Genomic DNA, 12760 nt, shown 5'->3' with positions numbered 1-12760 from the left:
TCACCACATCGAGCAGGAATCCCGAAGCCCGCGTCCCGGCATCCGCCAGCTTGACGCGCAGGTCCACGCCCTCCGGCGTGACCAGCGGGCGCACCAGCGCGGCGGGATTCCTAGCCGTTGCCATGCCGCACCATCCGGAACAGGTAGAAATAAGAAATCCAGAGCGCCAGCATGCCGCCGCCGATCGAATAGCGGGCGATATCGCTTGTGATCGTCTGCCGGCCAATGCCTTCGAGCAGGCCGGCAAACAGCAACATCACGACGACGCCGACCATCGCGGTCGCCGCCACGCGGCCCGCTCGTGAGGCCGCGGCCATGCGCGTCAGCTCGCCGGGAAAGGCGATGCTGGTGCCGATGCGCATGCCGGCCGCGCCCGCGATGGCGATGGCGAAAAGCTCCGTCGTGCCGTGGATCGACAGCCAGCCGCCGAGCTCGAAACCGAGCCCCTTGGCGGCATAGATCTGGAAGATGGCGCCGAGCATGCAGCCATTCATCAGGATGATCAGCACGCTGGGCACCGCGAAGGCGAAGCCGAGCGCGAAGGCCAGGATCGACACCTGCGTGTTGTGGGTGAAGAGATAAGCGGCGAAGCCCGAGAGAAAGTGGTCGCCGCCGCCATAAAGCACGCTGCGCAGCATCTCGGCCGACGAATCCGGATTGCGCCCGCCGGCGAGGCTCGGCGCGATGATGGCGTCGTACCAGCGCTTGTCGGAGGCGACCAGCCAGTACCCGGCAATGGCGCCGATCACCGTCAAGGCGACCGATGCCCACACCTCGCGCCACAAGTCGCGGATCGCCGCCGGCCAGTCGTGCAGGAAGAAGTCGCCGATGCGCGTTCTCAAGGATCGCCGCGCGCCATAGAGGTAAAAATAGCCGCGCAGGCAGAGCGCTTCGAGGTAAGCAATCAGTGCGCTGTCGAGCGAAGTGGCTCGCGCCACCGAAAGCGAGGACAGTGCCGAGCGGTAGAGGAGGGGCAGTGACAGCAGCTCCTCTTCCGACAGCGCGCGCGGCGCGCGCTTCTCGACGCGGGCAAGCAGCGCCTCGAACGCCTTCCAGTCGGCCTCGCGCTCCTGGCGGAAGCTTGCCAGCGACTGGCGGAGCGTATCGGTGCCGGCGGGCAGCATCATAAGAGGTTTTCCTCCTTGAGCTGGATATAGCGCTCGACCAGGGCGGGGCCGAGCCGCTGGTGGTCGGCCTCGATGACATGCGCGCCGAGCAGCCTGAGGCGTCCGATCACCACCTGCCGCTGTTTGAGCAGGTCGCCGGCGGTGACCGCGCGGGCCACGTCCTCCGGGGCGGTAGGCGCCATATCGGCCAAGGTCTCCAGCTCGACATCCTTCATCAGCATGAACAGCACCAAATGCCGCTCGGTCAGCCGCCCGACGGTGCGCAGCATCAACTCGGCGCTGATCGGGTCGACGAAATCGGTGAACACGATGACCAGCGAGCGCCGGTCGAGCTTCGCGGCGAGCGTCGTCAGCGCCAGGGTGAAATTGGTCTCCTCGGGCGAATAGTCGATCTCGGCGGCGCGCTTCTGGATCATGGTGAAGCTTGGCGAGCCGCGCACGGCACCGCTGGAAACGCGTGGCCTGGCGTCGAAAGAAAACAGGCTGACGAGGTCGCCGCCCTTGAGCGCAATGAAGGCGGACAACAGCGCCGCCGTCACGGCCCGGTCGACTTTCGGCACGCCCTCGACCGGCTCGCACATCAGACGCCCGCTATCGACGGTCAAGACGATGTTGTTGTTCTCTTCGATGCGGAATTCGCGGGCAAGCAATTTGCCGTGGCGGGCGCTGCGCTTCCAGTCGATCATGCGCCGGCCCATTCCTGGCTGGTAGTCCTTCAGCGCCTCGAACTCGCGGCCCTGGCCGGCGCGCTTCTGGGCATGGCCGTCGGCAAGAGCGGAGCGCTGCAGCAGCGTGATTGCTTCGTCGCGCGCGCGGCTGACATCGGGCAGCACCGCTATCTTGCGGTCCACCGGCAGCACGGCCTGGTTCCAGACCAGCCCGAACGGCCCTTGCCAGCGCAGCCACAGCCGATCGAAGCTGGCGATGCCGCGCCGAATGGCGTCGAATTCGAGGTCGAGCGTGCCGCCATTTGCCGGCAGTGTGCCGCCCGTGCCGTTGACCGGCGCCAGCCGCTGGTCATGCCCGACGCGCGCCTGCAGCCGGCGCGTTCGCGCCCCGAGACCGGCCGCGATGTGCAGCGTGAAACGTCCGCCGACGCCGACCTGCGGCGGTGCGGTGAGCGTGGCGCTGAGCGACGCGCGTCCGCGCCCGGCCGCCGCGTCGACCGCCAGGAAGGCAAGCAAAGCGCAAATCCAGAGCAGCCCGAGATACCAGACATGCGGCAGCGCGAGCGCGATCAGGAAGGCGGGAATCGCTCCCGCCGCCGCCGCCCATACCGCTCTGCCGCTCGGATAGATCAACGCGGCGCTTCCGTCTGGTCGACCAGGTCGGACACGATCTGCTCGACCAGCCGTCCGTCGATCTGCGCCGCCGGCGAGAGGATGACGCGGTGGCGCAGCGCCGGCACGGCTAAAGCCTTGACGTCGTCGGGGATGACATAGTTGCGGCCGTCGAGCGCCGCCCGGGCTCGCGCCGCGCGCGCCAGCATGGCGCCGGCGCGAGGACTGGCGCCGACCTCCAGATCCGGGCTTTCGCGCGTGCCGCGGACAAGGGCCGCGATGTAGCCGACGACGTCGTCGACCAGCGTGACGGCGCCCACTGTGGCAAGCGCCGCCTCCAGCGTCTTGCGGTCGGTCTGCGCCTTGATGCCGTATTGCTCGATATTGTGCGAGGCGGAGCCGCCGCCGTGGTGGATGATGATGGCACGTTCTTCCTGCGCGTCCGGATAGCTGACCCGGTGCTTGAACAGGAAGCGGTCGAGCTGGGCCTCGGGGAGCGGATAGACGCCTTGATGCTCGATCGGGTTCTGCGTCGCCACCACCATGAAATTCTTGCCGAGCGAATGGGTCGTGCCGTCGAATGTGACAGCGTGCTCCTGCATGGCTTCGAGCAGTGCAGCCTGCGTCTTCGGCGGCGTGCGGTTGATCTCGTCGGCAAGCAGCAGATCGCAGAAAATCGGGCCGCGCGTCAGCGTGAACTGGCCGGTCTGGAAATTGTAGATGTTGGCGCCGACGATGTCGCCGGGCATCAGGTCGGGCGTGAACTGGATGCGCCCATAGGCGACGCCGAGCGCCTGCGCGAAGCAGCGCGCGGTCATGGTCTTTGCGGTACCGGGCGGACCTTCGAGCAATATATGGCCGCCGGCGAACAGCGCCGTCAGCATCAGATCGACCGTGTCGCGCTGCCCGGTGATCGCTTTAGCCACCTCTTCCCTGATCGCGCTCGCCAGGGCTTTCACTTCATCGACGTTCACCGAGCCTCCTTGCCGTCCAGTCATGCAGCTCTTCCGCTGCTTCATGCATTGCGGCCAATGTGTTGGAACCGTTCGCAGCCTTGAACCGTGCGGTGAAGCCGTTCGCCTCATTTTTGTCGCGGGAATCCAGCCAGCGGTCCAGCGCTTCACCCTGCAGCCCGTGCGGCGCGCCAAGCAGCGCGGCGGCGCGCTGGCGCATCAGCGCGGCATAGCGGTCGCCGAGTTCCTGCAGCCGTCCTGCCCGCTTCAGGAGCATTGCCGTGGTGTCGACCAGCGCCTGCTTGCCGAAGGCGATGGCGCGACCCTCGGTGCGTGGCGGCCCGAAGCGGCCGAGCCCGTGCAGGAAGGCGAGGGCAGCCGCCACCAGCACCGACAGCGTCAGCGCCAGGAAGGGCGGTTCGACCAGGAGCTTGCCGAGATCGTAGTTCTGGCCGATGCCGTGAAGCGTCAGGTCGAACATAACCGCGCCCTTGGCGGGCTCCAGCATGGCGATCATGTCGAGCGCCGCTGCCGCCTTTTGCGGATCCTTCAGCGCCGCGTTGTTGATGAGATCGGGATCGGTCAGGATGTAGAAGGGTTCGCTGTCGAGTTCGGTGAGAACAGCCTTGCCGTCACCCGCCGCAATCAGCGGATGATTGTCGGCTACCCATTGCAACTCCTCGGGCACGGCGATCTTGCGCCCCTCTACATCGATCCGATCGACCGATGGCTTGCTGTCGCCGAGCTTGGCCTTGGCGAGGCGACCGAGCCAGTCGTTGACCGCCGTTGCGGGCAGCCGCTCGACTTTCGTCTCCCAGCCCTCCTGGCCCGGCTGCGGAAAGGTGACCCATTTGGGCAGCACGAAAAGCGTGTGCTTGCCCAAGCGGAGCTTGATGATGCGCTGAAGCGCCGCCGGGTCGCTGTTGGGCGCGATGGTGACGATCAGCAGGAATGTGGATGCCAGGGGAGATTGCAGATCCTTCTCCCCGCGCGCCATGGGCGGCGCCTGCCCGTTGGTGAGCTTCAGCCATTCCACGAGCCCGGCATAGCCGGTGCCGCCCTTGGAGAGCGGTGTTGCGCCGCCCTCGGGCTGACGAAAGTCCGGAGCGTAGGTCGAGAGCAGGAAGAATCCGGCGGCCGCGAGCAGGCTGGCGAAGATGCCCCAGAACAGCGTCCTGCGGCTGAACAGCTCTTGTGCCTCTGTCGCCTCCGCGCTCATGCCCAGGCGTCCCGGAAGGCAAAGCGCTCATAGGCGCCGCGCGCCTGCTGCCAGCCCTCGGCGCCGACCGGCCGGCGAGCGAACAAGGCAGCCTCGACGATGCGCGCGATCTCACTGAAGGCAGCGCGGGGGCGGGACGGGATGGAACCTGCGGCGGCGATGTCGCGCGCGGTCAGCGACGGGCGCAGGAAGTCGGGCAGGCGGCTGGCGATGTCGGCAACGCTGCGCCGGAGCAGCAGATGCACCGCCTCGTCATAGTCGCCGCGCGCGGCGAGCGCATCGGCTTCGGAGAGCAGGATCTGAGCCGCGCCGGCATCCGGGCGCCATTCCTCCTGCGCCTCCGCCTCCTTGCTCACGCGCCGCCACGGCAGCCGCCAGGCGATGCCCTTCGCCTCGAGCACGAGCAGGAACACGATGATTGCGACGCCGATGATCACCGCGCCCCAGAACAGATAGATCATGTAAGGGCCTAGCTTTGCCAGGGCTTCCAGAAAAGGCTTCAGCCATTCCGGCGGCTCCGGCCGCACCAGCCCCGGCAGGTCAAACTGGATCGAATCGTCAGCCAGCAGCTGCTTGTGCATCTTGGCCAGCCATTCGGCGTCCGCTGTGGCAGGCTGTGCCGCTGTCACCAACTCGCTCCCCTGCTACCCACGGGTTCGACACTGGCAATACCGCAGGACAATTGCAAGTGATTGGACGCGTCTCGTCAATACTGGCAGATTTGCTTTGGGGCGATAGGCTGGCGTGGAGCGGCCAAGCAGGGGAGGGCGTCATGACTTCAGCCGCGTTGATACGGCAGGAGAAGTATCAGATCGGCCGAGTGTTCAACAACACTTTCTCCGTGATCGGTCGTAATATTGTACTCTGCGTTGGTCTTGCGGCGCTGTTTTCAGGACTACCGCAACTGGTCACCCAGCTCGTGCGTCTAAATTCCCATCCTGGAAATCCGGCCAATTTCGCCAAGGCTATCACGAACTACAAGCTCGGCTTCATCATTGGAACTGCGGTCATTGTAATACTTTATCTCGCCTTTGCGGTTCTGTTGCAGTCGAGCCTCGTCCGGGTGGCGATCGAGGACATGAACGGCAAGAAGCCGACTTTCGGCGATTCCATCGCAACAGCGATCCGCTTCCTGTTGCCCACGGTCGCCATAGGTCTGCTTGTAGCGCTCGGCGTGGGCGCGGCCTCGATTGCCTTGCTGGTGCCCGGAATCATCCTCGGGCTCGGCTGGTCGGTGGCAATACCGGTGCTCATTCAGGAGCGCTTGGGCGTCTTCGGCTCGATGTCGCGCAGCCGCGCCCTGACCAAAGGCAGCCGCTGGGCTCTGTTTGGCCTTTTCGTGATCCTGGTCATCATGGGGCTTGTGATGCAATCCATCACCGGAGTGGTCGTTTATCTATTCCATGGCATCGTCGCCGCCGTCGTGGCCGCCATGGTCCAGAGCATCGGCTCGATGGTGGGTTCCGTCGCAGCCGCGGTCAGCTATGTCGAACTGCGCCAGGTCAAGGAAGGCACCGGCGTCGATGAACTGGCGGAGATATTCTCGTAGTCTGGGATGCTGGCGAGGCCGGCCGAAGTGCTGGTGAGCGGCAGCCCCCGCTGAGAGCCTGCCTGTCCTGCAAAATCGCCTTCCTGGCCTCAAATCAGAGCGCGACCGTGAGCTTTTGCTGCAGTCGGCGGTTCTGGCTGACACCGGGAATACCCGAAACAATTGCAAGTCCACTGGACGGGGCCCGCCGTTCTTGGCAGATTTACTTTGAAGTTGCCGAATTGGATTCGGCAGCGGCTCGGGGGAAAGCTATCATGACCACTGCGACATTGGGACGACCAGGCAGATTCGAAATCGGCAGGGTGTTTAACAGCACTTTTGCCGTCATCACGCGCAACATAGGACTCTGCGTCGGGCTTGGGCTTTTGTTTGCCGGCCTGCCGACGCTGCTCATCAGGTTATGGACCCAACCGCAGATGGAAGCGGTGATGAATGGCGATCCAAGTGCCATGGCGGATCCGAACGCGGTGCTGCGCAACTCCTATCTCAGCATCCTCGCGGGATTGATTTCCTTCGTCTTCACGCTGCTGCTCCAGTCGTCGCTGGTGCGGGCAACAATCGAGGATCTGAACGGAAGGCGGCCATCCTTCGGCGACAGCGTGCAGATTGCCATCCGCTTCCTGTTGCCGACGCTTGCGATCGGCCTGCTCGTCGGCATCGGCTCTGCGCTTGCTATGATCGCGCTGATCGTTCCCGGCATCATCCTGTGGCTCGGCTGGTCGATGTCGGTTCCCGTTCTCATCCAGGAGCGGTTGGGCGTATTCGGCTCGATGTCGCGCAGCCGAGCGCTGACCAAAGGCAATCGCTGGTCGCTGTTCGGCCTCTTCCTCGTCCTGGTCATCATCGCGATGGTCATCCAGTGGGGGATCCTGGTGGTGCTGCTTCTCTTCGGCGGGATCCTCGCCGAACTGGGCGCCGCCGTGGTGCAGGCCGTCGTCTCGATGGTGCTCTCCGTTGCCACCGCGGTCAGCTATGTCGAACTGCGCCAAGTCAAGGAAGGCACCAGCGTCGACGAATTGGCGAAAATCTTCTCTTAGCAACGGCCTGGCCGCCTTCCACTTTGAGGGCGGCCGCCCGCTGTCTCAACGACAACAGCAGTGGTCTGCCTGCACGCTCGTGCGGCAGAGGCATGACGATGTGATCGGCACGTCCGCCTTGGTCAGCGCCAAAGCAAGTTTCGCCTGCAAGCCCGGCAGCTCCTCGCTCTCGCGGCGCCCCTTCAGGCATTCGACCAGCCCGTGTAGCGCCCAGACATTGTCCGGATGCTGGGCGCAGCGCTGCACGGCGCCGCTGAGGCCCAGATCGTCGCGATCGGTCCTGGGAGGAATCAGGACTCGAGCCAAACCGTCTCGAAATGCTGCTCGAGCGCCTGGTGCTGCTCGCAGCCATGCACGCCCTTGCGGTAGGTGCGGTAGGCCGAGCGCCAGTAGGGCTGGATGATGATGCCGGAGTCGCGCAAATTCTGCTCGATCTTGGCCATGATCTCCTTGCGCTGGGCGGCATCCGGGGTCGCAAGTGCTTTATCGAGAAGCTCGTCGAACTCCTTGTTCGAATAAGCGCTTTCGTTCCAGGCCGCGCCCGATTTATAGGCCAGCGCCAGCACCTGGACGCCGAGCGGACGGCCGGGCCATTCGGTGCAGGAGTAGGGGAACTTGCTCCAGTCGTTCCAGAAGGTGGCGGCCGGCAGCACGGTGCGCTTGATCTTGAGGCCGGCCTCGCGGATCTGGGCGGCGATCGCGTCGGCGGTGCTCTTTTGCCATTCGATGTCGACCGAGATCAGCTCGTATTCGTGCTCGGCCTTGCCGGATTCGGCCAACAGCTTCTTCGCCGCGTCGACATCGCGCTTGGCCGGGCCGATATCGGCGAATTCGGGATGCATCGGTCCGACATGGTGGTTATCGGCGGGCTTGCCCCTGCCGTCGAGGCCGAGCTTCAGCACGGCCGCATTGTCGACGGCAAGCTGGGCGGCACGGCGCACCTTGACGTCGTCATAGGGCGCGTTGCCGACATTGAAGCGCGCGACGATGGTCGAGCCGGTCGCGATCTCAGAATTTTCGAGTCCCATCTGCTCGGTCTGCGACACGGCGTCCGAGGCGGTCTCGTGGTCGGTGTCGATCTCGCCGGATTCGAAGGCCGACAGCATGGCGTTGGGATCGGAGCCGTAGTCGACCCACTTGATGCCGTCGAGATAGAACTCGCCCTTCCACCAAGGCTTGTCCTTGCGCTTCACCTCCGCACCGGTCTCGGCGTCCCAACTCACCAGCTCGCACGGGCCGGTGGTGATGGCCAAAGCCTTCTTCGGATCGGCATCGCCTTCATAGGAGCGGTGCATGATCAGCGCCGGATAGTCGGCCATGCCGGCGATCAGCGAGATGTCGGGCTTTGGCAGGTTGAGCTTGACGGTGTAGTCGTCGACTTTCTGGATGCCGCCGTCGACCGGCTTCTTGGTGTCGGCGTTGACCAGCGCGCCCATGCGCGCGGCGACCGAATTGCCGGCGACCGAGGCATCGCACCAGCGGTTGAGGTTGTGGATCACGTCGTCGGCGTTGAAAGTGTCGCCGTTCGACCAGGTGATGCCTTTGCGCACGTGAAGCGTGATCGTCTTGGCGTCGTCGCTGGTCTCCCAGTTTTCGAGCAGCCAGGGCTCGAAGGTGAAGTCGGTTTTCCAGCGCACCAGATATTCGTTGCAATAGCGCGCCACATTCGACATCTCGACGCCATCGAAAGTGCGCGGATCCTTGAAGCCCTTCACGTTCATGGCGACGCGCAGGACCCCGCCGCGCTTCGGCTCCTCGGCCCGAGCGGGCGAGGGAGTAAGGCCGCCCAGCGCCAGCGCGCCGGCGGCGCTGACGCCCAAGCCGGCCATAAGCGCCAGATACTCGCGCCGGCTGATCGCGCCCTTCTTGAAATCACCCGCGGTCGGCTTTGCCCGCGGGTGCAGTTTTCTGTCGGTCAGCATGAATTTCATTGTCGTTCCCTCTATTGTTGATGCAGGTCGCCCGCGCGGCGGCTTTTGGCGGCAACGACCTGCACGAAACCCAGGGGCGCCCCCCTGCCGTCAGGCGCGGAGGCGGATACGGCCGCTGGGCGCCGTTGCCTGCGAAGGGGATCATAGGTCCGCTTTCCGCGACGAAATGTTTGGTTTTCCGCAATTCTTGTGCGCTGTTCCGCAGGCTAAAGTTGGCTGACGCGCATAATTGCTGCGCCTTGCCGGGCGGCTGGGTCTCCGGTCTTCGCGGTCAGAGCTCTGCGTAAAGTCGCGCCGCATTCTCGAAGGTGAAGCGCAGCGGCACCGATCCCTCGACCTGCCACACGCTCACCGTGTCGCCTGCCATCAGCCGGCAAGCGTCGAGCGTGTTGGTCACGGCGCCGCCATAGAGGCGGTTGGCGAGGTTGAGGATGCCGGTCTGGTGCATGGCGCTGCTGCCGCTGCCGCAGGCATCCTTGACCAGGAGCACGCGAAAACCGTGCGCCACCGCGTCCTTCACTGTGGCGTCGATGCAGGCTTCGGTCCACACGCCGGCAATCACCAGCCATTCGATGCCGGCTGCTTCGAGCTTGTCGCCAAAATCGTTCTTGCCGAAGACGCTGGCTTCCTGCTTGACCAGAGTGGCTTCGCCGTTTTGCGGCGCCACTTCATGGCAGATCGCCGTCAGCGGATCGTACTTGTCGGAGAAGGCCGACTTGCCGCTCTCGTCGAGCGGATGGAACGGCCGCGCCTCGGCGAGGTCGACAATATAGGCCCAATGATAGAGCGGCACGAAATTGCGCCGCGCCGCCTCCTGCAGGCGTTGGACGTTGGCGAGGATGTCGGCAAAGCCCTCGACCAGATAGCGCTTGTCCTTGCGATGCTCCTCCTGGAGATCGATGAACACCGCGGCCACCGTGCCGCGCCGGATGGAAATGGGGGATTTCATGCGGATGCTCTCGAAGGGGTGCCGCGGCGCGTCGGAATGTGCCGCAGCGTATCAGCTTCGTCATTCCAGCGCGAAGCAGCCGCGAAGCGGCGTCGCGAAGACCCTGGAATCCATTCCGTTACCTTGATCGAAGAGTTCGGCCTAACAGAATTCTGCACCGTTGCGGCGCTCCGACGTAACGGAATGGATCCTATGGCCTGCGCCGCGTCGCTTCGCTCCTTGCTTCGCCCGAGGATGACGACGACATGAGTGCGGCGGCCAATCTCGAACGCCTGCGACAATGTATGGGCGGCTCCAACAGAGCGTATCGGCATCAAACCGCTCATTCCAGAAACTCATCCTCATAAGGAAACCGCGAAAGCAGCTCGGTCCCCGTTTCGGTAATAAGAATCTCGTCCTCCAGCTTGACGCCCTCGCGGCCGCCTTTCTCGCCGATATAGCTTTCGACGCTCACCACCATGCCCGGCACGATCATGCCGTCGCGGCCGTACGTCTCGTAATCCATCGCGTGGGCGATGAAGGGCGTCTCGCCATGCATGCCGACGCCGTGCATGACCGAGGTATAGCGCTGGTCGACGAAGCGGTCCGGGATTTTCCAGGCCCTCTCGGCGATCTCGCGGAAGGCCATGCCGGGTTTCACGATGGAAATGTTGTGCTGGACCTGGTCGTGCGCCATGCGGTAGAGCGATTTCTGGTAGGGCGTCGGCTTGCCCGGGCCGCAGCGGAAGGTGCGCGAGAAGTCGGAATAATAGCCGTAGCAGCCGATGGTGTCGGTATCGAGCGCGACCAGCTCGCCCGGCCTGATCTTGCGGCCGCTCGCCTCGTTGAACCACGGATTGGTGCGCTGTCCTGAAGTCAGCAGCCGGGTCTCGATGAACTCGCCGCCCTGGCGGATCACCTCGTGATACATAATGGCGAAGAGCTCGTTTTCGGAAACGCCGGGCTTGATCGCCTCGCGCACGGCGGCCACCGCGGCTTCGGCTCCGGCCATGGAAGCCTGCAGGCATTTCACCTCCTCCGGCGTTTTCACCGCGCGCACGGCAAGAATCTCGCCCTGGCAGTCCTTCACCTCGCAGCCGCGCTTTTCCAGAGCCACCGCCTGCAGATGGCTGCAGCGGTCGAGGCCGAGCTTCATCGAGCCGCCGCCATGCCTCTTCAGAAGCTCGGTGATCTCGTCGGCGAACGGCCCCGCCGTCTCGTCGTCGCGACCGGAGACGGAGGACCAGACGAGCTTGGAAGGACGCGCCTCGTCGATCGTGTCGAGCACCATCGAGACATGGTAGCTCTGCGGATATTCGAACAGCACGATTGGCCCATCGGTCGGGATGAAGAAGTAGCGGGTCGAATTGCGCAGGAAATAGCCGAACATGTTGCGCGAGCCGGTGGCGTAGCGCTGGTTATAGGGGTCGAACAGCACAACGCCGCCATAGCCCGCCTCGCGCATCCAGGCGCGCAGTTTGGCGAGGCGCCCCTTGCGCAGAGCGTCAGCGTCGATGAAGGATGGCTCGGTGTCGGAGAGCCACATGCCGCCGGCGGGATCGGCCGCGGCCGGGTGGCGCATGCGGTCCTTGAAGTCCACATCCTCGGTGCTGTCGGGATCGAAAACGACGATGCTCATGGGTGCCTCCTGTTCCCGCGAACATAGCCGGGCAGGATGCAGAGCTTGTGCGGCATTCCGCAAATGTCGTGCAGGATGCCGCGCGACCGATGTCGTCACTGCAATGTCGGCGGGACAGAGGGGGTGTGAAGGAAGTCTGCGTAGTAGCAGCAAAGCGCACCCTAATGCCTTCGCATCGCCTTCGGCGCGTGCCCATGCTCCTCGCGAAACGCCCGCGCGAAACTCGACATCGAAGCAAAACCGCAGGCCAGCGCAACATCGCGCACCATCAGCGTCGAATGCGCCAGCAGATCGGCGGCGCGCTTCAGCCTGAGCCGCCGGTAATAGCCGTTCGGCGAGATATCCAGCTCGGCGCGGAAATTGCGCTCGAGCTTGTCGGGCGAGACCCCAAGCCGCTCAGCCAGCTCCGCCATGCCGAGCCGTTCCTCGACCGCGTCCTCCATGATGGCGATCGCCGACAGCACCAGCTCGTTCTGCACCCCGGTGCGCAGGCGCAGCGGCATCAGCTTGCGGTCGACGCTCGACCGCAGGGGAGAGTGCACGAACCATTCCGCGACACCCGCGGCAAGCTCGGCGCCGTAGTCGCGCGTGATGATCTCCAGCATCATGTCGAGGCTGCCGACGCCGCCGGCCGAGGTAAAACGCTTGCGGTCGATGACGAAGAGATCGCGCCTGAGCTCGATGTCGGGAAACGCCTCGGTGAAAGCGGCCTGGCTGGTCCAGTGCAAGGTGCAGGCATGGCCGTCGAGCAGGCCGGCGCGGGCGAGGAAGAACGCCGCATCCGCCACCGCGCCGATATGCGCGCCACCGCGCAGGCTTTTGCGGATCCAGCTCATCGCCTCGTCGGCCACGACATGGTCGGCATCGCCGCCCGAGCAGACGACGATGCGATCGACCTTCGGTGCGTTGGCGGCCGAGAAGCCGGGCTGGATGACGACGCCGTTGGAGGCTTCGACCGTGCCCTGATCCGCGCCGACGATCACCCATCGGTAGCAGTCGCGCTTCGCAAGAATGTTGGCGCCGCGCAGCGGCTCGATGACAGAAGAAAACGCCATCATCGGAAAGCCGGGAAAGACCAGCACCGCAAAGGTGAGCGG

The 12760-nt window shown here is 64.7% G+C and carries 11 protein-coding genes and 1 pseudogene; 2 read left to right on the top strand and 10 right to left on the bottom strand.

Annotation, left to right across the window (positions count from 1 at the left end):
• Positions 1–110: 110 nt before the first annotated feature.
• The 5 genes from EOA75_RS18235 to EOA75_RS18215 are packed head-to-tail and all read right to left on the bottom strand — an operon-like array spanning position 111 to position 5208.
• Positions 111–1127, bottom strand: coding sequence for a stage II sporulation protein M (locus EOA75_RS18235; protein WP_127324816.1), 1017 nt, complete (start codon positions 1125–1127; stop codon positions 111–113).
• A complete protein-coding gene (locus tag EOA75_RS18230; RefSeq protein WP_127324815.1) occupies positions 1124–2428 on the bottom strand; it encodes a DUF58 domain-containing protein in 1305 nt (434 codons plus the stop codon). Before EOA75_RS18230 ends, EOA75_RS18235 begins: the two co-directional genes overlap by 4 nt.
• Entirely contained in the window at positions 2425–3381 is a 957-nt protein-coding gene (locus tag EOA75_RS18225) for a MoxR family ATPase (protein ID WP_067000979.1), read from the bottom strand. The genes EOA75_RS18230 and EOA75_RS18225 overlap by 4 nt, the downstream gene beginning before the upstream one ends.
• Complete coding sequence (locus EOA75_RS18220; RefSeq protein WP_127324814.1) at positions 3368–4579, bottom strand: DUF4350 domain-containing protein; 1212 nt, start codon at positions 4577–4579, stop codon at positions 3368–3370. Before EOA75_RS18220 ends, EOA75_RS18225 begins: the two co-directional genes overlap by 14 nt.
• The gene (locus EOA75_RS18215; protein ID WP_067330190.1) at positions 4576–5208 is read right to left on the bottom strand and encodes a DUF4129 domain-containing protein; all 633 of its coding nucleotides are present in this window, start codon (positions 5206–5208) and stop codon (positions 4576–4578) included. Before EOA75_RS18215 ends, EOA75_RS18220 begins: the two co-directional genes overlap by 4 nt.
• 143 nt (positions 5209–5351) lie before the next feature.
• On the opposite strand from EOA75_RS18215, the gene EOA75_RS18210 reads away from it, so the two are divergent.
• Together EOA75_RS18210 and EOA75_RS18205 are read left to right on the top strand one after the other, a co-directional pair.
• Entirely contained in the window at positions 5352–6128 is a 777-nt protein-coding gene (locus EOA75_RS18210; RefSeq protein ID WP_127324813.1) for a hypothetical protein, read from the top strand.
• 254 nt (positions 6129–6382) lie between these two features.
• Positions 6383–7165: a hypothetical protein gene (locus EOA75_RS18205; RefSeq protein ID WP_127246912.1), complete on the top strand. Its 783-nt coding sequence runs from the start codon at positions 6383–6385 to the stop codon at positions 7163–7165.
• A 45-nt stretch (positions 7166–7210) separates the two neighbouring features.
• Here EOA75_RS18205 and EOA75_RS18200 read toward each other — a convergent pair.
• The 5 genes and pseudogenes from EOA75_RS18200 to EOA75_RS18180 form a co-directional block, all read right to left on the bottom strand.
• A pseudogene (locus tag EOA75_RS18200) lies at positions 7211–7438 on the bottom strand (hypothetical protein); the annotation flags it as partial.
• A gap of 17 nt (positions 7439–7455) precedes the next feature.
• Positions 7456–9096, bottom strand: coding sequence for an ABC transporter substrate-binding protein (locus EOA75_RS18195; RefSeq protein ID WP_127324812.1), 1641 nt, complete (start codon positions 9094–9096; stop codon positions 7456–7458).
• 271 nt (positions 9097–9367) lie between these two features.
• On the bottom strand, positions 9368–10045 hold the full coding sequence (locus EOA75_RS18190) for an isochorismatase family protein (protein WP_127324811.1): 678 nt from the start codon (positions 10043–10045) through the stop codon (positions 9368–9370).
• Positions 10046–10367: 322 nt separating this feature from the next.
• Positions 10368–11663 carry a Xaa-Pro peptidase family protein gene (locus tag EOA75_RS18185; protein ID WP_127324810.1) on the bottom strand — a complete coding sequence of 432 codons (1296 nt, stop codon included), beginning with the start codon at positions 11661–11663 and terminating at the stop codon, positions 10368–10370.
• A 161-nt stretch (positions 11664–11824) separates the two neighbouring features.
• A partial coding sequence (locus EOA75_RS18180) for a GlxA family transcriptional regulator (RefSeq protein WP_245466666.1) occupies positions 11825–12760 on the bottom strand: 936 nt, incomplete at its 5' end.

The organism is Mesorhizobium sp. M1A.F.Ca.IN.022.07.1.1 (assembly GCF_003997575.1).
GTDB lineage: Bacteria > Pseudomonadota > Alphaproteobacteria > Rhizobiales > Rhizobiaceae > Mesorhizobium.
Note: the sequence above shows the minus strand (reverse complement) of the source record. Positions and strands in the feature narration are given on the sequence as shown.